At 49.9% G+C, this 23,687-nt stretch carries 19 protein-coding genes and 1 pseudogene; 13 read left to right on the top strand and 7 right to left on the bottom strand.

Translation table 11 applies throughout. From position 1 onward, the window contains the following. Nucleotides 1-13: 13 nt before the first annotated feature. Entirely contained in the window at nucleotides 14-1,078 is a 1,065-nt protein-coding gene (locus tag YWK_RS0106100) for an aromatic ring-hydroxylating oxygenase subunit alpha (RefSeq protein WP_026964101.1), read from the bottom strand. A 343-nt stretch (nucleotides 1,079-1,421) separates the two neighbouring features. Here YWK_RS0106100 and YWK_RS0106095 point away from each other — a divergent pair, with 343 nt between their 5' ends. Then, nucleotides 1,422-3,092: a sigma-54 interaction domain-containing protein gene (locus YWK_RS0106095; RefSeq protein ID WP_051375214.1), complete on the top strand. Its 1,671-nt coding sequence runs from the start codon at nucleotides 1,422-1,424 to the stop codon at nucleotides 3,090-3,092. Nucleotides 3,093-3,335: 243 nt separating this feature from the next. On the opposite strand, the pseudogene YWK_RS22355 reads toward YWK_RS0106095, so the two are convergent. Beyond that, nucleotides 3,336-3,531 (bottom strand): annotated as a pseudogene (locus tag YWK_RS22355) (transposase); the annotation flags it as partial. A 101-nt stretch (nucleotides 3,532-3,632) separates the two neighbouring features. Continuing rightward, nucleotides 3,633-4,895, bottom strand: a complete 1,263-nt coding sequence (locus YWK_RS0106085; RefSeq protein WP_026964098.1) for an MFS transporter — start codon at nucleotides 4,893-4,895, stop codon at nucleotides 3,633-3,635. 901 nt (nucleotides 4,896-5,796) lie between these two features. On the opposite strand from YWK_RS0106085, the gene YWK_RS0106080 reads away from it, so the two are divergent. After that, nucleotides 5,797-6,981, top strand: a complete 1,185-nt coding sequence (locus YWK_RS0106080) for an acetyl-CoA C-acetyltransferase (protein WP_026964097.1) — start codon at nucleotides 5,797-5,799, stop codon at nucleotides 6,979-6,981. A gap of 83 nt (nucleotides 6,982-7,064) precedes the next feature. Here YWK_RS0106080 and YWK_RS22350 read toward each other — a convergent pair whose 3' ends face one another. Together YWK_RS22350 and YWK_RS0106070 are read right to left on the bottom strand one after the other, a co-directional pair. Continuing rightward, complete coding sequence (locus YWK_RS22350) at nucleotides 7,065-7,373, bottom strand: cyclic-phosphate processing receiver domain-containing protein (RefSeq protein WP_035466174.1); 309 nt, start codon at nucleotides 7,371-7,373, stop codon at nucleotides 7,065-7,067. Nucleotides 7,374-7,676: 303 nt separating this feature from the next. Next, nucleotides 7,677-8,453, bottom strand: coding sequence for an arginase family protein (locus YWK_RS0106070; protein WP_026964095.1), 777 nt, complete (start codon nucleotides 8,451-8,453; stop codon nucleotides 7,677-7,679). A gap of 585 nt (nucleotides 8,454-9,038) precedes the next feature. On the opposite strand from YWK_RS0106070, the gene YWK_RS0106065 reads away from it, so the two are divergent. Further along, nucleotides 9,039-10,487: an NADP-dependent glyceraldehyde-3-phosphate dehydrogenase gene (locus YWK_RS0106065; protein WP_026964094.1), complete on the top strand. Its 1,449-nt coding sequence runs from the start codon at nucleotides 9,039-9,041 to the stop codon at nucleotides 10,485-10,487. Nucleotides 10,488-10,872: 385 nt separating this feature from the next. On the opposite strand, the gene YWK_RS0106060 is transcribed toward YWK_RS0106065, so the two are convergent. Then, nucleotides 10,873-11,115, bottom strand: a complete 243-nt coding sequence (locus YWK_RS0106060) for a hypothetical protein (RefSeq protein WP_026964093.1) — start codon at nucleotides 11,113-11,115, stop codon at nucleotides 10,873-10,875. Nucleotides 11,116-11,222: 107 nt separating this feature from the next. On the opposite strand from YWK_RS0106060, the gene YWK_RS20825 reads away from it, so the two are divergent. From YWK_RS20825 to YWK_RS0105995, 10 genes are all read left to right on the top strand, one after another. Next, nucleotides 11,223-11,639, top strand: a complete 417-nt coding sequence (locus YWK_RS20825; RefSeq protein ID WP_342664233.1) for a helix-turn-helix domain-containing protein — start codon at nucleotides 11,223-11,225, stop codon at nucleotides 11,637-11,639. A gap of 481 nt (nucleotides 11,640-12,120) precedes the next feature. Then, nucleotides 12,121-13,113 (top strand): aldo/keto reductase, encoded by a 993-nt coding sequence (locus YWK_RS0106040; protein WP_026964092.1) that lies wholly within the window; start codon nucleotides 12,121-12,123, stop codon nucleotides 13,111-13,113. A 240-nt stretch (nucleotides 13,114-13,353) separates the two neighbouring features. Then, entirely contained in the window at nucleotides 13,354-13,878 is a 525-nt protein-coding gene (locus YWK_RS0106035) for a hypothetical protein (protein ID WP_026964091.1), read from the top strand. Nucleotides 13,879-14,273: 395 nt separating this feature from the next. Then, on the top strand, nucleotides 14,274-14,858 hold the full coding sequence (locus tag YWK_RS21795; protein WP_156909043.1) for a metallophosphoesterase family protein: 585 nt from the start codon (nucleotides 14,274-14,276) through the stop codon (nucleotides 14,856-14,858). A 141-nt stretch (nucleotides 14,859-14,999) separates the two neighbouring features. Next, nucleotides 15,000-15,383 (top strand): hypothetical protein, encoded by a 384-nt coding sequence (locus YWK_RS0106025; protein WP_026964089.1) that lies wholly within the window; start codon nucleotides 15,000-15,002, stop codon nucleotides 15,381-15,383. Between the two features lie 377 nt (nucleotides 15,384-15,760). After that, the gene (locus YWK_RS0106020) at nucleotides 15,761-18,157 is read left to right on the top strand and encodes a bifunctional YncE family protein/alkaline phosphatase family protein (protein WP_026964088.1); all 2,397 of its coding nucleotides are present in this window, start codon (nucleotides 15,761-15,763) and stop codon (nucleotides 18,155-18,157) included. A 177-nt stretch (nucleotides 18,158-18,334) separates the two neighbouring features. Next, nucleotides 18,335-20,011 carry a S53 family peptidase gene (locus tag YWK_RS0106010; protein WP_035466172.1) on the top strand — a complete coding sequence of 559 codons (1,677 nt, stop codon included), beginning with the start codon at nucleotides 18,335-18,337 and terminating at the stop codon, nucleotides 20,009-20,011. A 241-nt stretch (nucleotides 20,012-20,252) separates the two neighbouring features. Next, entirely contained in the window at nucleotides 20,253-21,275 is a 1,023-nt protein-coding gene (locus YWK_RS0106005; protein WP_051375210.1) for an extracellular catalytic domain type 1 short-chain-length polyhydroxyalkanoate depolymerase, read from the top strand. Nucleotides 21,276-21,465: 190 nt separating this feature from the next. Next, nucleotides 21,466-21,597 carry a hypothetical protein gene (locus YWK_RS22630; protein ID WP_281172232.1) on the top strand — a complete coding sequence of 44 codons (132 nt, stop codon included), beginning with the start codon at nucleotides 21,466-21,468 and terminating at the stop codon, nucleotides 21,595-21,597. Nucleotides 21,598-22,159: 562 nt separating this feature from the next. Then, nucleotides 22,160-23,161 carry an FUSC family protein gene (locus YWK_RS0105995; RefSeq protein WP_051375208.1) on the top strand — a complete coding sequence of 334 codons (1,002 nt, stop codon included), beginning with the start codon at nucleotides 22,160-22,162 and terminating at the stop codon, nucleotides 23,159-23,161. A 29-nt stretch (nucleotides 23,162-23,190) separates the two neighbouring features. Here YWK_RS0105995 and YWK_RS0105990 read toward each other — a convergent pair whose 3' ends face one another. Further along, on the bottom strand, nucleotides 23,191-23,685 hold the full coding sequence (locus tag YWK_RS0105990; RefSeq protein WP_211231379.1) for a (2Fe-2S)-binding protein: 495 nt from the start codon (nucleotides 23,683-23,685) through the stop codon (nucleotides 23,191-23,193). Nucleotides 23,686-23,687: the final 2 nt, after the last annotated feature.

Here is a 23,687-nt window from a genome sequence, read left to right as displayed (position 1 = left end):
TGCGCGAGATCTATTACTTCAGTGCTGCACGTACAAGGTTGTGGAAGAGGCGAAGGCCATGTTCAGTCGGGGAGTACACGCCTTGTTTGAAAGCGCTCGAACCCAGCCCGATTTGTTGCAGTTCGACGATTTCCACGTCCTCTTGCGCGACTTGTCGCGTGAATGCCATGAGCTGTTTTTGTTCCTCCGTTGGCTCGTCGCCTTTCAGGTAGACCGTGTAGATCCCGAGTGTTGTTTCGTGGTCTATGGGGACCATTTGAATCGACCGCAAATTACCAGGACCCGGATAAATCGTGAACATGACGTTCGGCCATAGCCAGTAAAAGCGACCCTCTTGTACTTCGGCGTTGTCGAGGTCGCGGCGGGTTTCCTTTACTTCTGACCCTTGGATGTTACACTTGTCCCCGTTGATAATTTGGTATTTATTCATGTCGAGCGTCGCGACGAAGCTTGGATGCGCGATGGGGCAGTGATCGCACTCGAGGTAGTTGTCGATGAACGTCTTCCAATTACACCTGATGATGCGTTGTTCGGAGCTGTACAGTTTTAGGTCATCTAGAAACTTGAATTGGCCCAAGTCTGTAAAAAAGTCTGCAAAATCAGACGATAGTTGAGCTGGGTTAGCGCTCAAGTTGACAAACACCAGCGACTTTTCAACCGCGACGTGCAAAGGTTTCAAGCAGTAGTCGTCGCCGCAAAACCCTTCGACGTTTTTGAAATTCGGTGCCTGGTGGAGTTTTCCGTCCAGTTTGAACGTCCAGCCGTGGTAGCAGCATTGGAGAATTTTCTTGGATCCCGCACCGTCCTGAACCAACTTCGTCCCGCGGTGAGGACACACGTTGTAAAACGCGCGCACTTGGCCGTCGTTGCCTCGCACGATGAGAATAGGCTCGTTTGCGATGGTGCAAGCAATGTAGTCTCCTGGATTATTAAGTTGTCCTATGTGTCCTACGTACTGCCAGGACTTCTTGAAGATACGCTCGTACTCTAGGCGCAGCACCAACGGGTCAACGTACAGTTCATAGGGTAACGTCATGTTAGCGTTTTCATTCAGCAATTCACTGAGCTCAGGAGTCATTCGTACATATCTCCTCTCTCTATTTTCATCGCGAACTCGGAAAACCGTTCTTCCAACGCCCGCATGAATACATGAACGCAAATTTCGTGCCATGCTGCATATAACAGCGTGTCTGTTTCGACATTTTATCGGAATTTACTGAAATTAATGGGTGTTTTCCCGGAGTTGAACGTGAACGCGGAAGTTGAAAAGTGTCTTTGGTACTTCCACAGAAACAGCAGAAATCGCAATTTTGAGTCATATGTGAATCAATTCGTTTCAAATATGGTTCACTTGTACTACGATGTGGGTATCCATTTGGGGAGTTCAAATGACTTCGTTGTAAAGGTGCGAGGTGCGCAGTGTGGAAACGACCAAGATATTAGAAGTGCTCAATGCACTTGATACGCCATTGCTTTTGGTCGAGCAGGGAGGGCGGATTGAGTGGGCCAACCAAGCTGCGAAAGTAACGGTGTGTACTCACTTTGAATTCGATTCGTGGACTGGGGAGCACGCACTTCCTGAGGGTTACTCGTACATCCTGCACAAAGACGTCCTCGGTCCAAACTTGATTTTGATTGAGTGTTTGCCGCTCCCGGAGGGTCCGGATGTAAACAACATGTGGACCCTCCAACAAGAAAACAACGAGCTTGAGGAACTGATCAATTCGTCCCTCGACGAGTGGTACATAACCGATGGCGAGGGCGTGACCCTCCGGGTGAACGAAAAGGTCGAACAACTATACGGCCCGCTCGTTGGAGGTTTGGTTGGTAAGTCGGTGTTTGACCTCGAAAGGCAAGGCATCTTTTACCCTTCCGTCACTGCCATGGTGTTGCGCCACCACAAACAGCAGACGGTGTTGCAGAATACCATTGACGGCCGACGACTGATCTCGACCGGGAACCCGATCTTTCATGCGGACGGTTCCATTAAACGCGTCATTTCTTACGCGAAGGACGTTTCGGAATTAGAACTTCTCACATTGAATGTACGTTCGCATTCAGCACAAGCAGGGACCTCTTTGGTGCGCCCAGTGCCATTTGTGTCTAATAGCCCTGCGATGCGTCGGTGTATGGACGTGGCGCTGCGCGTCGCGCGTACGGACGCGTGTGTGCTGCTGCTCGGAGAAACCGGGGTTGGCAAGAACCGCGTGGCAAGGTATATCCACGAGATGAGCCGACGCGCAAATGGTCCGTGGGTGGAGATCAACTGCGCGTCCATTCCAGAGACTTTGCTCGAGAGTGAGTTGTTCGGATATGAGCGCGGATCGTTCACCGGCGCACGGCGTGAAGGTAAGCCCGGGAAAGTGGAGCTCGCGCACGGCGGAACATTGTTTTTGAACGAAATTGGCGACTTGCCGCTGCATTTGCAGGGGAAGATGCTTGACTTGTTGCAGGAGCACCGGGTCGAGCGTATCGGATCGACCAAATCCATTCACGTTGACATTCGCATCATCGCCGCTACGAACCGCAACTTACGAGAGATGGTCGAGCAAGGTCGCTTTCGCGCAGACCTGTTCTACCGACTGAATGTGGTCCCTATTGAAATCCCTCCACTGCGTGATAGACTCGAGGACATCCGTCCGCTCAGTGACGTTTACTTGGAGCAATTTGCGGTCAAGCATCACCTCGTTCGGCCGGAGTTCGATGAAGAGTGCATCCGTCTGTTTCTTGAATACTCATGGCCAGGTAACATTCGTGAATTTGAAAACATGGTAGAACGCTTGGTCATCACGGTGGATGAACGCGTCATCCAGCCGCATCATCTGCCGCCAGAAGTTCTTGCATGCGGTCAAAAAAGAAGGGGGTATCCGTCGGAAGCGGTGCTTGACGATGGTACCGAATGTAAAACGGATAGCGCGGGCGCGCAAGTCCCTATGCAATCCGAGAGTTGGAGAGATTACAAGCTTAATTTGGAGCGCGAGATCTACAAAGCCGTCTTGGAGAAGTGTTCGAGCACACGCGAGATAGCAAAAATACTTGGCGTCAGCCAGTCGACCGTCGTGCGCAAGCTGAAACAGTACGGATTGAGGTGACTTCGGTGGGCTGTGTGTATCGTCTGAAGTTGATAAATTTGTAAAATTCTAACTTATGGTTGTCTTTTGCAACGCGTATGCGTTGCGAGTTTTCGGTTCGATTTTTCCGGCATCGGTGAGAGCGATGGTGGCTTTGAAGATGTGACGCTCAGTGGCGTGGTGTTGGAAGCGCATGCTATTTTTGACCTAGTCGGATCCGCGTCACCGAGCTCCTTGCAAATTCGAGACACTTCACTCTTGCTGCTTGGGAGTTTGCAATTGAATGGTTCCGACTCTCGTATCCCACTCTCTGCGGCGGTATCCGTACGGTAATTCTTGCGCTCCGTGCTTCGTTCGAAGCGCTCAGCACCACGAGTTGACTGACCTCGGCATCCATCTCGGCTTGGGCAAGGACCTTCAAAACTTCCCGCAGAAAATCGACATCTCCAGGCCCGGACAGATTCTGTTCCCGTTCGGTTTTGGAATTTACTACCCTTGACGGTGCGACACGTGCACCTATGGCAACCGTCCGTTCCGACGAATCGAAGAACGTTCACCCAGTTATCGATAACTGTGCAAGTGGGGGAGATTGGCCTGCTGCGTGCGCTTACGCGTTGCCACCGTGATCATGATTCCGAACATGAACAGTACGGCCGCCCCTAGGAACGGACCGAACAGGCCAATCCGTGTGAGCCCAGAGGCCATGGCAGGGCCAATGATGCCTCCCAGATAAAGCGGAAGATAGACCAGGTTCAATGCAGTGCTGCGATGCGTTTCTGGAATCCGTGTGGAGAATAGTGCAAACACCATAGCTCCACCGATGCTGTATCCTGCGCTGAACACCGTAAGGGCCAGGATGAACCATGGTACATCTCGTGACAGCCCAAGCAGCAGAACTGCCGGAAGTGAGCATGCAAACGCCAAAATGAGGATGCGGACAAACCCTACCTTGTCGCCGAGTCGTCCAGCAACGACTGTGATCAGCGCGCCGACCACTGCAGACAACCCCATCAGACCGCCGATGGACACCGTGGTGGAGACCGAGTGGAGCGGCAGGCGCTCAATGGCGATAGGAAGGTACGGCGTGATCATCTGGCGCGCCATCATCAGAACGGTATAGATTGCAAACAGCGTCCATGTCACCGGTAAGCTAAAGGTAAAACGAACCGATTTCCACGCAGCTGTCCAGGCCGACTCACGCCGGGTTTCCATATTTGCCCCGTGATGGTCTGACGGCAGTGCGGGCTGTCGATAGAGGACCAGCAGCATGGAGCCGGTGAGGCAGGACAATATTCCATCGAGCACGTACAATCCGTGCAAGTTGAGCAGGTGCAGGCCAGTGATCACACCGCCCACCAGTGGGCCACCCGCCATCCCAACCGACGAGGATACGCTGAACACGGAGACGGCGAACCCCACACGCTCATCTGGCGCTGCCTGACGAATCGCATCCAACATGATGCCAGTGTTTCCGAGCTGAAAGCCAACCAGCATCATCGCAACAAAAACGCCAAACAGTGAGTGACTTAGTCCAAGAATCAGTAAGACAGCCATCTCCACATAGGCGCTTCGTATGACCACCAGTTTTCCGCCGTACCGTTGGGCCCAAATCCCCCACAATGGAACCAGCGGCAGTCCCACCACGAATGTCACAGCCGACAGGATGCCTACCCATGTTTCCACGTGTGGAACCTGCATGGACTGTAGATAGACCGGCATAAATGCGAACACATGGCTCATGGACATAGATTCCACGGCCGAGGTGATAAAGAACAAGATGAGTACAGTTTGCCAGCCTGTACGATGCCGAGCTTGGTGCGTCATTGGAACCTCCTGGGTAGTAAGGTCTACATCGGTGATGTTAACAGATTCAGCGGTGTTCGGATATGTTTAATAGATACCACGTTGTACAGACATATTAAGGAACGCAGAAATGTCGAATAACCAACACAATTCGACACACTTCGCGCTTCAGCCGTGCTATACTCCAACCGAATCTTATCGAAGGCACACCTTCATAAGTCATCGTACTGTTGCGGTGGTTCCTTGGCGTGCGGATGGTTCTGCCTATGGAGCTTGCGTTTAACCGCACGTGCCTCCAAATGGGTTGGACCCGCATGAATTTGCGTCTCTAAACTCTTTGAGGTACGTGACTCATATAAATGGGAGGAAATGTATGGGTGAAGTAATGAAAGCAGTCTGCGTATCTTGCCATGAAGAACTAGATAAAAACAACGTTGAATTACGGATAGCAGGGATTGGACCACTTTGTTCATTGTGCGCTCATGATTATGAAACAGTACTCTCTGAGACTGAATGAACGAGGCCAATCCCATCATGACGGCAGCGTTTTCGGCTGAAGGAAGTCGAGGACGTTGCTCAAAATGAACCGTCGCCGTTTAAGTCAACTTCGCGTTCTGTATCACCACAGAACGGAGGTCTTTTTATGCTGTCAGGCAGACGTTTAGGTCGGCGTGCGGTTGATGAACCACTTGGAACTGCCTCTCATCGGTTTGATCCGTGATCGGACCGATGTTCGTACAATTTTGACCATGGTCCGCGGCCTGAACCGCTCACGTACTGTGTCGGCCTGGGAAGGACGTACAACGATAGTGGCGGTTTCGTTAGGAACTCAGGCGTGATGGCCATGGACTACGAGTTTCACCCTGGCGCCTGCTGCGAGGGCGCTGGAGATACTATACATATTTGTCGGGGAGGAATTTCGATGAGCAAGGAAGTTGTTATTGTCAGCGCGGTTCGCACCGCGATTGGAAGTTTTATGGGGACGTTGTCTTCACTTTCAGCCACAGAGCTCGGGAGCGTTGTGATTGAAGCGGCCCTGAACCGCGCTGGCGTGGACAAAGCGCAAGTCGAGGAAGTATACATGGGCAACGTTTTGCAAGCAGGGCTGGGTCAGAATCCAGCGCGGCAGGCGTCCATCAAGGCTGGGCTTCCAGAGACTGTGCCTGCCACCACCATTAACAAGGTGTGCGGATCCGGCTTGAAAGCCGTGATGTTGGCTGCGCAAGCCATTCGAGCTGGAGATACAGACATTCTGGTCGCCGGTGGCATGGAGAGCATGTCCAATGCGCCCTATTTGTTATCTGGTGTCCGCAACGGTTTCCGGATGGGCGACCAAAAAGTCGTTGACAGCATGATCCGCGATGGCCTCTGGTGCGCGTTCTGCGACATTCACATGGGCATCACCGCCGAAAACATCGCTGAACGCTACGGTTTGACGCGGGAAGAGCAGGATGAATTCGCTGCGCGCAGTCAACAGAGAGCGGAAGTGGCACTGAAGGAAGGCAAGTTTAAGGATGAAATCGTCCCTGTCAAAGTTCCCCAACGCAAGGGAGATCCTCTTGTGTTTGATACCGACGAGTTCCCGCGCGCAGGAACCACGAAAGAAACCCTCGCCAAACTGCGCCCTGCATTTAAGAAAGACGGTACTGTGACCGCCGGCAACGCCTCTGGCATCAACGATGGTGCGGCTGCCCTCGTCGTGATGAGTGCAGAGAAAGCCAACGAGCTCGGCCTCAATCCGATTGCCCGCGTGGTCAGCTATGGCAGCGCAGGTGTGGATCCGTCCGTCATGGGTCTCGGTCCGATTGACGCGACAAAAAAGGCCTTGGCGAAAGCTGGCCTTGGAGTAAAAGACCTGGACCTCGTGGAAGCGAACGAGGCGTTTGCTGCGCAGGCACTGGCTGTCGGACGCGACCTCGAGTTTGATCCCGAGAAGCTCAACGTCAACGGTGGCGCCATTGCGCTTGGTCACCCGATTGGCGCAAGCGGTGCCCGCGTGTTGGTCACGCTGTTGCACGAGTTGCAAAAGCGTCAGGGACGTTATGGACTCGCCACACTTTGCATCGGTGGTGGCCAAGGCGTCGCTATGGTGGTCGAGCGCCTGTAACGCGAAGTGGTTCGTTTCATCCTTCCCATCAAGAATGAGTTCAGCGAGAGAAGGCGGCTGTCCCTATCCAGGGAGGCCGCTTTTTAACGACGCCTCATCGGTCCGTTATGGATATGTACGTTTTCTGGTGCATGACTCTGTAGAAGGTGATACATTTGTTCTCGTGCAACGGGGTCAGATGTATGAAGGAATATTTCCTTTGGCCATTTTTTATTGTCGACTATCCACATGGCAACGTCAAAGCCAGTTTCCTTCCCTCCAAGATGATAGTCCAGTGACAACACCTCAACTTCGCACTCTTGCAATAAGAGAACACATTCATCCACATTTCTCGCCAACACAAACCCATCCGGGCACTTTCGCAGATCATCAAGAAATACGTTGATTACCATTCCAAATCTCCCCTATTTGAGGCGAATCCACGTCTTGGTTCAAACCATAGACCCAAACACGAAATCGAATCAGGCTAATGCCTAACGGAGTATCGTTCTTGTTGCTGTAAGACATCATTCTAGCACCTGTTAAGCGCTTTCGCATCCGCGATGAACCAAAAAAGGAAAGCCCGCAGTTTTGCTGCCGCGGACTTTTCATGCTTATTCTCTGCATGAAGAGTTTTGTGAAGGCCTGACGAATCTGTGGATATCTCGACGGTTCAGGAAGTCATGATGTCACTCATCCGGGGCTATACTCAACCTTCATCCGGTTTTGGCGTAGCGATTCATGATGCTATCCAAAATTATGCGGTTGGCCTGTTCATTTTTCCGAATGACCCGCCCGCTTTCTGTGCTAAAAATCCCCAATGGAGACAGCGGATATTCTCCGCAAATGTCGACGCCAGAAACTTTGTAATGCGTCAATATGGAGCTCACCAAACCGACAAGGTGGCGAACTGTCATGTTCCCTTGATCCCAGTTGGTTACAACTTCAGTCCGGTCCAACACATCTTTGTCGATACTAATATAAACAGTGCTCGTAGGAATGCTGGCAACAATTTGATGGCTGAGCGACTCCAGGGATCCGGCATATGGGTAGAAAAACAACGTAACTTTTTCGCGTAAATGAGGAGGAATCTGGTCCTCGAATTCTTTACTGGCACCTACGACAATAACTTTTTGAAGCATCGGGAGTCTGTCGATTGCATGAAAGACCCATGAACCGCAAGAGAGCACGGTGGGGGACGGGTCTTCCATCATGTCTGTATGATGGTCAAACAAGGTCAGCGTAAAGGGCTCTTGAATTTCCGATAGCAACAAGAAGGACACATAATGATAGTTTCCACTTCCCAAGAAGGTAATACCTCTGTTTTTGCGTTTTTGTACTCTCTGATTGATTTGGGAAAGTGAATCCATCTCACAATATCGATTGGCACTTTGGATATCCGAAAGATCTATCCATTCAAAGCTTGGTCGCTGAAGATGTGTTTGGAATACGTACGTCTGGTCAAAATTCAAGACTGTAACTCGAAGAGACATGCGTTCACCTTCCCTTCACGACGCGAGTTGTATTCCCGGGCAACTGCACCCTACATCCTGACATTTGGCCAAGTGCAAGTTCCTTATGTTATTCACAATCGCGCATGCTACCATCTCTTCGCATCCACGAAAAAGGCACATACTCTACACTGTGTAGAACACATGCCTGATGGTAGTCATTCAAATAAAGGGACGACGCTTTTGTTAGGGTCTCAAGTGGGGTACAAATTCTGGGGGCTTGGTATTTACGAAAGCCATCCAGTGCCATCTGCTAACTGGCGCCAATCTTCAATAGAAAGAGGCAAACTCGATGGCTTCTATGGATAAGATCGCATTTTTGCAGCGAATTTGCAAGATCAGCTTGAAGGATGGAGACACGTCCACATTTGAAAGTAGGACAGCAAGTCATTGCCTTCCCTGCAAGGGGCTCATAGGCTAGTGGGGAAGTAGAGCATAGTATTGAAATTATTCAAAAAAAGCGCTATGTTTATTACATACATTACTTATCGATTGTTGGGACAATTTTTGTCCCGTTGGACGTAATTAGTCCCTAAGGATGTTCACAAATGAAAGGCGGGGGATAGCATGCAACAAGTTTTAGATGGTGTGATTGACTATCATTTTTTACTGAATGGCAACTGGGGTCAGAGTGCCTCAAATCGATTCATCGATGTTGTCTCTCCGAATGACGGATGTGTTGCCGGTAGAATCCCAGCCATGACCAAAGAGGAAGTTGATCTTGCCGTCCAAGGAGCCGTTCAGGCGCAAAAACAATGGGGACTTTTGCCAGTACATGAACGAGGACAACTCCTACTGAACTGGGCGGATGAATTGGCAATGATGTCTGACGAAATCGCTGAAATGATTATGAAAGAAGTAGGAAAGACGTATTCAGCTGCAAAAAATGAGGTTCTGCGAACATCGGATCTCATTCGGTATACCGTTGAAGAGGGAAAGAGAATTCACGGAGAGGTCATGACCGGGGACTCTTTCCAAGGGAGCAATGCGAATAAAGTGGCAATTGTTAGAAAGGAACCACTGGGTGTCATTTTGGCGATTTCTCCGTTTAATTATCCTGTGAATCTGTCAGCCGCAAAAATTGCTCCAGCACTCATTTCGGGAAATACTGTCATCTTAAAGCCGGCGACTCAAGGATCCATCAGCGCTCTTCTGATGGCCAAGGCGCTTGATAAAGTTGGACTACCCAAGGGAGTTTTGAATGTTGTAACAGGAAAAGGGTCGGAAATCGGAGACTATTTAGTGACCCATCCATCCATTCGAATGATTTCTTTCACGGGAGGCACTAAAACAGGAAGAGACATTGCAAAAAAGGCAACGATGATTCCTCTTGTCCTGGAGTTAGGAGGAAAGGACCCGGCCATTGTACTGGAAGACGCGAACCTTGACAAAGCAGCGCGCCATATTGTCAGTGGTGCTTTTTCGTATTCCGGACAACGGTGCACAGCAATAAAAAGGGTATTAGTCATGGATTCAGTAGCAGATTCGTTGATTGAGAAGGTGAAACAACAAGTTGAAAAATTGACTGTCGGGATGCCTGAACAAGATGCAGCAATCACGCCTTTAATTGATGCTAGTTCTGCTGATTTTGTAAATGACTTAATCCTTGATGCCCTTAACAAGGGGGCTATCCCTATTACTGAATATAGGAGAGTAGGGAATTTGATTTATCCACTTGTCCTTGACCATGTAACACAAGACATGAAAGTTGCTTGGGAAGAACCCTTTGGTCCTGTACTTCCGATTATCCGTGTGAAAAATGAACAAGAAGCGGTTGAAATTGCCAATGCATCTGAATATGGACTGCAAGCAAGTATTTTCACACAAGACATAGATAAGGCCTTTCACCTTGCTTCAAAGTTGGAAGTAGGCAGCGTACAGATCAACGGAAGAACAGAGCGCGGCCCCGACCATTTTCCGTTTCTTGGAGTTAAGAATTCCGGGATGGGTGTACAGGGAGTGCGCAAGAGTATTGAATCAATGACAAGAGATAAAGTTCTTGTCTTAAATCTATAGAACGACAAGGAGTCGACAGATCCCGTATCCATATCACTTCATTACCCGGCCGCCTCACAGGGGTGGCCTTCTTCATTGGCTCATCGATGAAGGAAAAGAAGTGATCGAGGTCGACATTCCAGAGATAATGATTTAGAAGATCCCGCTAACACAACGCAGAGAAGCCAATGACCGCCTAGAATAGTAAGCTACCAACTAACCTGTCAACTTGCCCCGATACAAGTTTTATTTTTCGTAATGTATTTGATATCATGGCGGTTAAGTACTGATCGTGGAGATGAGCTTAGAATGGTGAACAAAATAAGCTCGGCAATCTGATCTGTATGTGAATTCAATTGGGGCTTGAGACAAATGCAGCTGGCGGTAACAATGGGATTATACTAAGTTAGGGGGACATCCCCCAGTACTGAGGAAAACCATCTGCCCCTTTATTGAGATATGGTCCATGATGTTTCGTTAAACCACTTGAAAAACGCATCTCGCGGAATGATGATGCGTCTACCATCTCGTATATATCAGGAAAATCTTTGCGCCTCGTCAGGTCGTATGCTTTCTCAAGGCAAACACTCATGATCTCTGCCACGTCTTTCACCTGTAGCTCAAGTGGATAATCCATGGAGTGTTTCATCGTGAGACTCCCTTTCGTATCGTTATCAGAGTGCATTCAATAGACGTTCGGAAACATCCTGTACGAGGTTTCGGAATGTAAATGGTTGATAATATTTGTCAAGAGGGGTGAGAAACGTGTCTACTCTAGGAGATAGATTGAGACATGCGAGAGAAGCGAAAGGATGGTCACAATTATATGTGGCTAAACGTACGGGGAACTTCAACATCTCCAAATACGAACGAGGGAGTAGACAGCCGGACGCAGATACGCTTGGAATGCTAGCCAAGTTGTATGAAGTTTCCTTGGATTACTTGCTTGACGATGAAAAAACTACCATTGACACTGAAGGAGCGCCACTAGAAGGACATCCGGAAAGCCTTGAAACAAGAATAGCCCGACTTGTGCAGAAGTTGGACCCAGACTCTCANCGGATTGTATTGGAGCTTATCATGAAGCTCGCCGCATCCACGCCAAACAACATGGATGGCGCGGTTTCGATGAGTGAACAAGATTCAGAGACACGTAAGAGATCGGATAGGTGACCAGTCGCGTAGGCATGAATAAGTCCATTGTCTCCCATGACGAAGCAGATTCGCGTACTCCGGATTTTAGCGGCGGTTCAACTGTTGGCCGATGTGTCTGATGCATCGGTTGACTACTTACTGGGGAGAACGGAAAACCGCATGTATTTACGGAAGATGGAAAGCGTTTTCTTGATGATATAGATTGTCAAACTCCTGAAGGCTGCATGGAAAAGGATCCGCTTATGATTGGTGACCGTAAGGCAACAAAAGAGGAAGTCGAGGAAGCTGTAAAGTATGTCCATTGGGAGGAGGCAGTTTGATACGGATCGACACAATCGTTGACTTGATCCTGTCGCGGACATAGGGTCTACAATAGTAACATCCGGATCTTTCGGAAATAAGTATGGACGTTTGACCTCACGGTACACCGGTATCCTATTACTACCTTGGAACGAGGGACTTACGCGAACATCAAAGTTGGCGAGGGAGGCGCTACACGATGGAACACATCACTCTAGGAACTTCCGACATACAAGCCAGCCGAGTTGGACTCGGAACCTGGGCTATCGGTGGCTGGATGTGGGGCGGAACAGATGAAAAAGAATCCATTCGTACGATTTTGCGTGCACTGGATGAGGGCATCACACTCATCGATACCGCGCCGGCGTACGGAGCAGGTCGCTCGGAGGAAATCGTCGGGAAGGCGCTGCAAGAGTACGGACGTCGCCACGAAGTCATCATCGCGACGAAGGCCGGCTTGGAGCTTCTTCCCGGCGGACGCGTTCGGCGCAACGCGACGAAAGCTGCCATCATGAAGGAAATCGAGGACTCGCTCCGCCGCCTGCAAACCGACTACATCGACGTTTACCAGGTTCACTGGCCCGATCCCCTCGTACCCATCACAGAGACCGCCGAAGCGTTCCACGACCTGTTCAAGCAGGGTAAGATACGCGCGATAGGCGTCAGCAACTTTTCGCCGGCACAGATGCAAGAGTGGATGTCGGTTGCTCCACTACATACGAATCAACCGCCGTATAATCTGTTCGAGCGGGAGATTGAGAAGGATGTATTGCCCTTCTGCCGGGATTACAATATCTCCACCTTGCTCTACGGAAGCCTCTGCCGCGGCTTGCTGACAGGGAAGATGAGAAAGGACACCGTTTTTGATGGCGACGATTTGCGGAAGGTGGACCCGAAGTTTCAATCTCCGCGGTACGACCAGTATCTAGCCGCCGTCGATAAGCTGACGAATCTCGCTCGCGAATACGGTAAGACCATCACGGAGTTCGCGGTCCGCTGGGTCCTGGATCAACCCGGCGCTTCGGTGGCGCTTTGGGGCGCTCGACGTCCGAGCCAGTTGGACCCTGTGAAAGGAATTGATGGTTGGCACATTCGCGAGTCGGACATGAAACGGATTGACGAAATCCTCGCGGAAACCATCCGCGACCCGGTCGGACCGGAGTTCATGGCCCCACCCATCCGCGAGGCTTGATGGCCGTTGTGCTTTAACCCAGGAGTCCAAATGCAGATTGAAACAGATAGAGAGACAGGGAGGCCGGATGGGCGGCCTCCCTGTTTATCTGTAGCCTCGTTGAGAAGGGGTTACTTCGAGGCCGTTCCAAGTGCAGAAGTCAGTTGCGATGTCACGCTGCTCAGAGGGTTTGACCCAGAATTCAATTGCGAGGGTAAATGATTCAACGGATTCGAACCGGAAGAAAGAGCCGACAATGGGGTGCTGCTACCCAAATTGCCTAAACTGCTCAGTGGATTGGAAGACGGCGCAGGCGCTGGTAATAATCCGGAAGACTGCAAACTGCTTTGTGTAGAACCGCTCGTCGTGTGCAAACTCGATGCAAGCGATCCGCCCGATGGGCTTGCCTGGCCCGAGAAACTGCCGCCTCCGCCAAGCCCCGACGCGCCAGAGGTTGCCGAACTAGATCCGGATACACGAAGCCCACCGTTCTGGGTGCCAAGCATCCCCGAAAAGTTGGACTGTGCCCCGTTCGGCCCGCTCAATGTCGACGAGAACGATCCTTTCGATGGAGACACATTAGACCCTGACTTGAGAGCAATTGGGCCAAGTTGTCCGGAAGAGGAGAAGGACCCGCCGGATGGACTGAATGATGACGAAAAAGATCCTCCGGAGCTAGAAGTTGGAGCCAAGACAGGCAATGTTGGTAGCGTCGGTAAAGAAGGTACGGAACCTAGCATGGTTGGTCCACTGCTCGAGCTTGCGGCACTTGCGACGCTCTCGTGATGGAGGGAGGGGATCATCTCCGCTGTGAATCCACCGAATGCAACCAAGGAAGCGGCAGTTGCAATCTTCATTGTCACCTTTCCTACCACAGTCGACTCTCTCCTTTACTAATTGTTTTCTCACTCACTTTATAGTCATCTGACACTCTGTCGTTTTATAAGTTCGAATAGTATGTCTATTTTCTGGCGGTTTGTCATTTTTTATTCTGGTGATTCTTGCAGTTGAATACTCGTGTGATGCGATGTGCTGACGAACAAGGACCCAGGGAAAACCCTTGTCCGTCAGACATGAATCGGCACCTCAATGAGGTGCCGATTTCGCGTTTCATTTCCGGTTTTTCTCATCACGCTGTTCTTTATCGGGATTACTCCATTGATATGACATGTTGTGGAAGTTTGCGTAATTACACCGAGTCCCCAATGCTAGCAGACACAGCGTGTGCGCTAGAAGCACGCGACTCCATGTGCTCGTTCAGTTCTTCTAGGGATTGGCGGGAAACGTCTCCTGATGACTGGGGTGGTGTAGTCGATGAAGCCCAACTTGAATGGCTGTCCGGTCTGGCTCATCTGCCGTACAAAACTACACTGGTTTTCGGGCATCATCCATTCCCAAAGACGACGTGGGCTTCGGATGAACCGATGATGTCCATCTCGAATGCCGAAGAGGTCATTGCCGTACTATCCGCTGCCGCGCCGGCCGCGGTCTACTTTAACGGACACAACCACGTCCATAGCATTGCGCGTGGATGGACTTACGCACCGAAATGGACATTCGTACAGTGTGCTGCGGCTCTGTCCGCTAGCGTGTGCCGTACCGTGGTCGTGAGTGAACGAGACGTGGTTGTAGAGACAGTTCATTGCCAGCCGGCGTTGACTCAATTGGCTCAAAGCTACCAATCGGCACTAGATGGGTATATGAACGTTTCCGCTGCAGTCGGCACGAAGTCAGATCAAAACGTCCGCGTTGTACTGACTATCTGAACCATTTTTTTCACGGCACCCTCATACAACAATTCCACTGAAGGCACATGGAAGTCTATTTTTAAACATCGATAGCAATTCTTGGTATCTGCTTATTCGCAGGTACTTAGATATAAAAAGGAACAACTGGAGGGAATTTCAATGGAAAAAGTGACCGAGTACTTCATGGAGCAGTCGAAAAAGAACACCGCGCAACTCTTTGAGCTGATGGCAAACGCTGTGACTTCCTCAGTGGAGATGCTGAACCAGGCGCAAAATGAGGCGCAGCAGATTGCTAGCCGTCTTACCGAGAAAGGGAAGGAGCAGTTTGTGGCGCAACTAGCAAAGCTTCAAGAGCGTCAGATTGAAGCCCAAACAGAGTTCCAGGAGCAGTTCCGTACTTTGATGAACCTGTTCCAGCAAGTAGGGAATTCCGCATCGGTCAATTCCACTGAAAATTCCACTGAAAATGAAGCGGAAAATGGCATCACGAATGCCACTGCAAATAAAAACGGAACGACACGGAAAACTCCGACGGAAAAATAATGTTGTCGTCCATACATACATCATCGGTCATACTCTTGTCCGGTTGCGGTATAAGCTCAGATGATATTTTGGACGAAGACTTCCCTTGAAGCTGAGCGTTTGCATGTGAAAGCTCCTTTGTTATCACTGCGATATGTACAATTTGACACCAGAGATTCCGGATCCAAACGGTTCGAAATCTCTGGTGTCATGTGATCCGCACATGTTGCACATGCGGGGGGCTATGTGTATGGTCAATGTCGTCATCACGGGCGTCTCAACGGTTGGTCTTTTGGCTGACTGGGTAAGTTAAACATTAACATACATAAAATATTTTCTTAAAATAAGCATTTTATTATATTTCTCGTAGCAAGAAAACTGTCGGGGAGTTGAAGTAGATGCATTCTAAGAAGAAAGTAGCTACGACTCTATTCGCGATGATGGTTTTGGGTACAGGAACGGCATTTGCTGTAGAATGGACGCATCGCACCGCAGGACCTCAAGCAGATGGCACTGCGGTCACTCCGTACGACTGGACGTTAACTCCCGCTGGAAAACAAATTCAATTGGGAGATTTTCCGATGGGCTCGGTTCTCAGTGCTGACCACAGATACATCATTGTATCAAATGACGGGCAGGGTACTCAGTCTTTACAGGTTGTTGACACAAAAACTCAAAAGGTCGTGCAGACCGTCTCCTACGAGGCACCAGAAGCACTGTATTTCGGTCTTGCATTGAGCCCGGATGGAAAAACGCTGTATGCTTCTGCGGGAGGAAATAATAAAATCCGTGTTTATCGCTTCAACGATGGGCAGTTAACTGAACAGTCGCCCATTCAGATGTCTGATGCCAATAAAACCAATTTTTATCCAGCTGGCCTAACGGTTTCTCCTGATGGTAAATATCTATATGTGGCTGACAATATGTCTGGTCAAGTCTCGAAAATTGATTTGTCGACGAAGCAAATCGTGTCTTCCGTTTCTGTCGGCAAGTTTCCATATACCGTAGCTCTCAGTAAAGACGGAACCAAGTTGTACGTAAGCAATTGGGGAGAGAGTACCGTCAGCGTAATTGATATTGCGACTTTCGCAAAGAAATTGGATATCTCCGTAGGCCTCCATCCAAATGCAATTGCAATCAACCCGAAGAATGGTAACATCTACGTTTCGGATTCCGACAGTGACCAAATTTCCGTGATTGATTCGAACTCGGACAAAGTGAAAAATACCATTTCCCTCGCTCCATACAAACACGCCAAGACCGGTAGCCAGCCAGATGCGTTGGCTGTAAGTCCGGACGGCCAAACATTGTATGTTGCAAACGCAGGGAACAATGATGTGGCTGTCATCAGTCTCGGAGAAAAGCCCCATGTCAAGGGCTTAATTCCAACAGCGTGGTATCCAACCAGCATTCAATTGGGTGCGGATGGAAAACAAATCATGGTATTGAACGCCAAAGGTATGGGAGCGGGTCCAAACGAAGGGTATCAACAAGGCACTTACGGTCCATCTTCGCAGTACATTGGCAGCATGATGAAAGGGACCTTATCTTTCATCGACACGCCCAATGACGCGAAATTGAAGCTTTATACACAACAAGTGATGCGTGACGATAAGTTCTTTGATGGACAAGGTAACGGCCAAGGTGCTTCCGTTATTCCACGTCTTGCCGGTGAGCAATCGCCAATCAAGCATGTCATTTACGTCATTAAAGAAAACCGCACATATGATCAAGTTTTCGGCGATATGAAAAAAGGCAATGGCGATCCGAATTTAACTGAATTCGGGGAGAACATCACGCCAAACCTGCATAAGCTAGCCAACCAATTTGTGTTGTTGGACAACTTCTATGCGGATGCAGAAATCAGTGCTCAAGGCCATAACTGGGCGACAGGCGCTAAGGCGAACGACTATGTTGAAAAGAACTGGTTGGCGAACTACTCGAATCGAAATCGCCCATATGACTTTGAAGGCGACAATTCTGCGGCATATCCACAGGCTGGGTTCTTGTGGGATGAGGCAAAACGAGATGGCGTTTCATTCCGCGACTACGGTGAGTTCTATCGATTTGGGGCGTCTGTACCTGCGGATCCAAGCATCGGAAACAACTATGACCCGAATTTTACAGGCTGGGATTTGAATACTTCAGATTTAGCGAGATTTGATGAGTGGAACAAGGAATTCCAGCAATTCGTCAAAAACGGAAACCTACCTCAGCTGGAAATCTTACGTTTGCCGAACGATCACACCAAAGGTACGACACCTGGCTCCTTGTCACCGCAATCCTATGTCGCACAAAATGACTTGGCCGTCGGAAAACTCGTCGATGCTGTCAGTCACTCACCATACTGGAAGGATACCGCCATCTTTATTACCGAAGATGACGCGCAAGACGGACCGGACCATGTTGACGCGCACCGCACAGAGTCCCTCGTCATCAGTCCTTACACACAGAAGGGCACTGTCGATAGCACGTTCTACGATACCGCATCGATGCTCAAGACGATAGAACTGATTCTCGGTATGAAGCCACTCACACAGTATGATGCGGCAGCGACACCGATGCTTAATACGTTTACAACACATCCGAATTTTAAACCGTATGTTGTAGTGGGACCGACCTATCCACTAGACCGTTTCAATAGTCAGAATGCGCCGTTGGCTAAGGAGTCGAGCAAGATGGACTTTTCTCGCGAAGACGCAGCACCAGATGATTTGCTGAACCTCGCGATTTGGAAAGCTACAAAAGGGAATGTACCTTATCCAAAGGATCTGAAGAAGCAAGACAATAACTGATGTACGGCATAAAACTGTATTACGAAGGGGCGGCTGATGCCGTCCTTTTTTCGTTTTCGGTGGATGGAATGATGGAGGAGACCTTTTTCGGAGGAAGGATTTTCTATCACAATCGCTAATAAGTAGTATTAAGCTGCACCGTCGCAGTTCCTCTTGACCCAAGACGAAAGGAGATGGATGGAATTGAAGAGTCATGAACGTTCATCACATGGGGGACATTCTCATCACGTTCGACTTCCCGGAAGTGAGCGAACTGCTCTCCCCAGCGCTCAAAAGATTGGCCCAGCGGATCCGAATGAGCGGATGTCGGTCACTTTGCTCCTCCGTCGTTCCTCACCTGACACCGAACTAACGAGAGTGATTGAGGAAATGGGCTCTCGTCCTCTTCATCAACGTCGCCACCTTAGCCATGAGGAGTTCGCCGCTACGTACAATGTCAATCCCGATGACCTAAAAAAGGTCGAGGAATTCGCCCACGACTACGGCCTCGACGTGAATCAGGTGAATAGCGCCGCAGGAACAGTGACGCTATCAGGACTGGCAGCCTCTTTTAGCAAGGCTTTTGGAGTTGATCTTGCCAACTATGAGCACCCGGAATTCACCTACCGCGGACGCACAGGGCACGTACACATACCCGAAAACCTAGCCGATATCGTTCAAGCGGTTCTAGGTCTTGACAACCGGCCCCAAAGCGGTGCGAAATTCAGAATTTTCGATAAAAAAGAAGGTTTTGTACGTGCCATGGAAACGGGGGTCTCCTATACACCCCCTGAAGTTGCACAGCTATATAATTTCCCATCAAACGTAAATTGTAGCGACCAGTGTATCGGTATTATTGAGCTAGGTGGTGGTTACCGTCCCGATGACCTCAAGGAATACTTTACTCGCATCGGAATTCCACAGCCCAACATTTCAGACGTATCGGTTGATGGAGCCAACAACGCACCAACAGGTGATTCAGGTGGACCGGACGGCGAAGTAGCCCTTGACATTGAGGTGGCTGCTGCTGTCGCCCAAGGGGCACGAATCGCGGTATATTTTGCTCCCAATACAGATGCTGGCTTTCTCAACGCCATCACAACAGCAATCCACGACACAAGAAACAAACCCTCCGTGATTTCAATTAGTTGGGGTGGGCCCGAGAATGCTTGGACACCCCAGGCTATACAGGCCATGAATCGTGCTTTTCAGGATGCTGCAGCACTGGGGATAACCGTTTGCTGCGCGTCAGGCGATAATGGCTCGTCTGATGGTGTGAATGACGGCCGTGTTCACGTAGATTTTCCGGCTTCTAGCCCTTACGTTCTTGCGTGCGGTGGTACTCGATTAGAAGGATCAGGTCGCACAATTGAGCGTGAGTTTGCGTGGAATGAAGGGATGAACGGGGGCGCGACAGGTGGTGGAGTGAGTGATGTATTTAATCTGCCCAGTTGGCAAGAAAATGCCCACGTCCCACCTTCAGCGAACCCAGGAGGGCGCATAGGGCGTGGAATTCCCGATGTTGCTGGCAACGCCGACCCTGCCACTGGTTACCAAGTTTTAGTTGATGGTCAACAATTGTCCATTGGTGGAACGAGCGCGGTAGCACCTCTATGGGCCGGGTTAATCGCAATCATCAACCAAAAACTCGGTCACTCAGTGGGTTTTGTTAACCCTGTCCTGTACAGCTTACCTACTCAAGTATTCCACGACATCACGAGTGGAAACAACGACATGAACGGTGACAATGGACCATATGAGACTCAATCAGGGTGGGACGCCTGCACCGGCCTAGGGAGCCCCGATGGGACCAAACTGATGGATGCCATCACCCAAGTTGGCATCGTGAAAACAGTCCAAGATACTCAGGAGTGACGGCAAGGGCTGTCATTGGCATGAAAAGCGGACGCGGATCACCGCGTCCGCTTCCTTGAACCCGCTGTCCATATCGCTTCTGAATAAGAACAGAATACGAATAGACTTCGTAAAATTATAGTACGGCGATTGTAAAGTCCCATCCCAAGATCACTTCACTGGGGTGAAATTGGACGCTGTCAGCCTATGGAACTATATAACTGAATATTGTGAATTAAAACCTTTGAGAAGGAGACCAAAAATGTGGACTCTGTCGAACGTGAAATGGCCGCGCATCTCGTTATTGACAATGGCGATGGTCGCAGCGGTTGTGCTTTTCACCCCGCAGGACGTCACATACGCAGACAGTGGTACATGGCAGCAGTTTACCTACAGCGGGCCTACTGGCAGCAGAAACTATTACGTCTACACGCCAGTCCATTACCATGTGGGAACGTCTGTACCGATGATCATGATGTTGCACGGATGCATGCAGACGCCTGCAGACTTCGCCGCGGGAACCGGCATGAACGACTTGGCCGATGAGCACAACTTCATCGTGGTGTATCCGGACCAGACCAGCCAGTATAACGGCAGCGGATGTTGGAACTGGTTTGATCCGATCAGTCAGGTCCGCGGCGGCGGAGAAGCTGCCATCATCGCCGGCATTGCAGCACAGGTAGAAAACAACACCTCCCGATGGACTGTTGACAAGAACCGGGTGTATGTGGCTGGCATGTCGGCGGGCGCAGCCATGTCGGTGATCATGGGCGCGACGTATCCGGACATTTTCGCCGCCATCGGTGTACATTCAGGCTTGGAGTACCAGGCGGGAACGTCCCTGTTCTCGGGTGCTACGGCGATGGCATTTGGCGGACCGGCTCCGACACAGCAAGGACAGGCGGCCTACAACGCCATGGGCAAGTACGCCCGTGCGGTGCCCATCATCGTGTTCCATGGCAGCGCCGATACGACGGTCAACCCTGTCAACGGTCAGCAGGTGGTTGAGCAGTGGATGGAGACCGATCACCTTGCTTCCAAGGCATTCAACGCTCAGTTCCCATCTCCGGATAACACGATAAGCGGCCTATCTCCAGGCGGTCAATCGTACACAGTGGAGAAGTGGAACGACGAACGCGGACATGAAGTGGAAGAATATTGGGTGGTGAATGGCATGGGACACGCTTGGTCGGGTGGGAACCTGAGCGGATCGTTCACGGATCCTCTCGGCCCGAGTGCAAGTCAGGCTATGTACGAGTTCTTCATGAATCATCCGAGGGATTGACAAAGGTGGGGGAGTGCAGTGATTACCAAGAACCCTTAGGTCACAAAATCAGGGGTTTGGGTCTACCAAGTTGAAAACGGGGGAAGCCGCATGGAACACGTCTCGCTGAATCAAGCGAATAGGCCGGGGCAACCAGCTCACGGCCTAAATCCCTTGTATGACTAGCTAAACTATATGTGTCACAGTATGGATGGCTCAACGTTCAATCATTCCCATTGTCCCCGCTATCACCGCCGTCGTCATGGTGGTCGCCATGTTTTATTTTATCGCCTTCACCTCCGTGACCATGATGATGGCCATGGTGGGGACGGGGTTTTACTGAACTGGACGCTAGATTCATCGTATCAGTGCCTGTAAGTTGTGACGGTTGGGGTTGCGTAACAGTGGAAGCACCACTAACCAATGCTTGTTGCTCTGACGACTGATGAACCGTGTTACCGGCAACGCTGGTTTGGGTTTGTGAAGAACCATTATCATATACGTACTCTGTGGGACCTGCAGTAATGGAGACGTTTCCATCCGTAGCTGACGTGTTTGATGTTGCATTGGCTGACTTGGGCGCAAAAGCCGATGAATGAGACGTTATCGAAGCGAAGGCAGATATAGAACTTGCTACGATAACTGGCACGCCAATAATTGCTATTTTAATCCACTTAAACATACATTCATTCCCCTTATGATTGATGTCATATAGTATTCGTCTGTGTGAATGTCATATATGGGGTACGATCGAGGTTGAAAAGCCCGCAGGCGCCGAACGAATTTTCGATGATCGATGTATGGACGAACATCAAACGCGTGCGAATGAAATGGTCCTCAAAGGACACGCTACAAAGCGTGCAAAGGGAAGGCCTGGATATAACTTACTCTTACGGAGAAACAACGTGGATAATGTAAATACGTTCTTGAATAAAACGGTAGTCGTTTGGAAAACGGCCATTGCATCAACCTTGTCATGGGAAGTTGCTACGTGGACAGGCTCTAAACATCCGTATTTAGCGCCGCTTACGGTGATTCTTTGTCTTCAGGTGACCGTTGATCAGTCCATTCGGTTTGCAGTTCAGCGAGTCATTGGTACAAGTCTCGGTGTACTTTTGACAGCGTTTATCGCTGATTATATCGGTGTAGGTGGTTGGAGGCTCGGTCTTTTCCTGCTTGTCGGAACCGCAATCGCGAAGTGGTTAAAGCTAAGTGATAAAGTAATCCATCAAGTGGCTCTCAGTGTTTTGTTTGTCTTATATTTTGAAAGTCAATCACGCGGCTACGCACTGGATCGATTGAAAGACACAGTCATCGGTGCAGTGGTTGGCATCCTAGCGGTGATGTTGCTGCTGCCTCCAGACTTTACAAAGAAAGCGGTACAATCCTTCGAGATGTTTGCCGAACATGTATCGGTTGGTCTTGAAAACTTGTCAAAATGGCTGGAGAACGGCTGTCCCGCCAGGCAAGGAATTGCCATTCTTAGTCAAACGAAAACATTACTCAACGAATTACATAAATCACTTGCCGAATTTACGCGTGCCTTCGAGAGTGTCAAATTCAATCCGTATGCCAAAAATAAGCATTCTTTATTAGACCAATACCATAAGCAATTCATCCGCCTTCAACAAGTATATGTCCATTTTCTAACGGTATCCGAAACACTCATAGAATGGGCTGAGACGGGGACACTGACATCGGATGATCAGGCGTTATGGGCAAAGAACCTGTTGGTTTTGGCGTCCTATATCAAAGGCTGGAAGGTAGCAATAGCCACTGACACACAGCCGGCACAACCACCGAAACTAACCATTCAGTTTCCAGAACAGATGGGAAAGTACCGTTATCCACTCGCCATCTACACTGAGGTCTTACACTTGCTCCAAGATTTGCGGCCGTTTTCATAACGTCGTTCTCGAAAACAGAAATACCTTGTTCAATGTGAGTAACGTCCATCGGAGCGCTGTTTGGATAGTACTGATTTGACAGCGGCTTCGATTTCTTCGTATCCGGTACATCTGCAGATATTCGATTCTAACCACTCCTGAATCACCTTGTCGTTTGCATCGGGATGAATATTGACCAACGCGTGGCAATTCATGATAAATCCGGGCGTGCAGTAGCCGCACTGAAACGCCCATTGTTCCAAAAATGCGTTTTGTATTGGTGTATCCTTCAATCCTTCGATAGTGGTGATTTGTTGGTTCACGGCTTCGACTGCCAACATGATGCAAGACTTCATCGGCCAACCATCAATGAGTACCGTGCAGCTACCGCAGTCCCCGTTTTCACAACCTGGCTTTGCCCCAGTCAATCCGAGGACTTCTCGAAGAACACGTAACAGCGTGTCGGACGGCCGAACCACCACATTCCTCATTTCGTTGTTTACGAGAAGGTCGATACTTACCTTCGGGATGCGAGGAATTGTCATCA

The organism is Alicyclobacillus pomorum DSM 14955, assembly GCF_000472905.1.
In the GTDB taxonomy this organism is placed as follows: domain Bacteria; phylum Bacillota; class Bacilli; order Alicyclobacillales; family Alicyclobacillaceae; genus Alicyclobacillus_A; species Alicyclobacillus_A pomorum.
This window is presented reverse-complemented; position numbering and strand designations above follow the sequence as displayed.